This window comes from Bartonella queenslandensis AUST/NH15, assembly GCF_000312585.1.
GTDB lineage: Bacteria > Pseudomonadota > Alphaproteobacteria > Rhizobiales > Rhizobiaceae > Bartonella > Bartonella queenslandensis_A.
Map to the genome: position 1 here is coordinate 1 of NZ_HE998168.1, position 389 is coordinate 389.

A 389-nucleotide genomic window follows, 5' to 3' on the forward strand; every position below is an offset into this window, starting at 1 on the left:
TTCTTTGACTGACCATTCTAGAGCATCATCAAGCGCCTGTGTTAAACGATCCGCAGTGACTTCTGGTTCAAAGATTTCTAATCCCTTGGCTTCAAAATTAAGCTGTATATCTGAGATATCCTCCGTGTGGATAGGATCAATGAATTTGCAAGCAGAAGCCAAAATGCCCGTGCTAATCAAAAAGGCGCTATCAAATTGCGGACAATCTTTAGAAATTTCATCGTTGTAAAGAATATCTACTTCACGATCAGCCAATTGATAGCTTGCCATATAGTCATCTTCATCGATTCTCTCAGTTGACCAACCTAAGCTTTTTAAAAGTTCATGAGCACTTTCCATGGTCAATGGAGCATCTTTATCATCTGTTTCATCCGCTTCCTCTATCGCCT

Annotated in this window: 1 protein-coding gene; it reads right to left on the minus strand. The window is 40.1% G+C overall.

The genetic code is table 11. From position 1 onward, the window contains the following. Positions 1–389 (minus strand): DUF6990 domain-containing protein (locus tag BN338_RS12315; protein WP_425277473.1); only part of this gene is annotated, 389 nt, incomplete at both ends.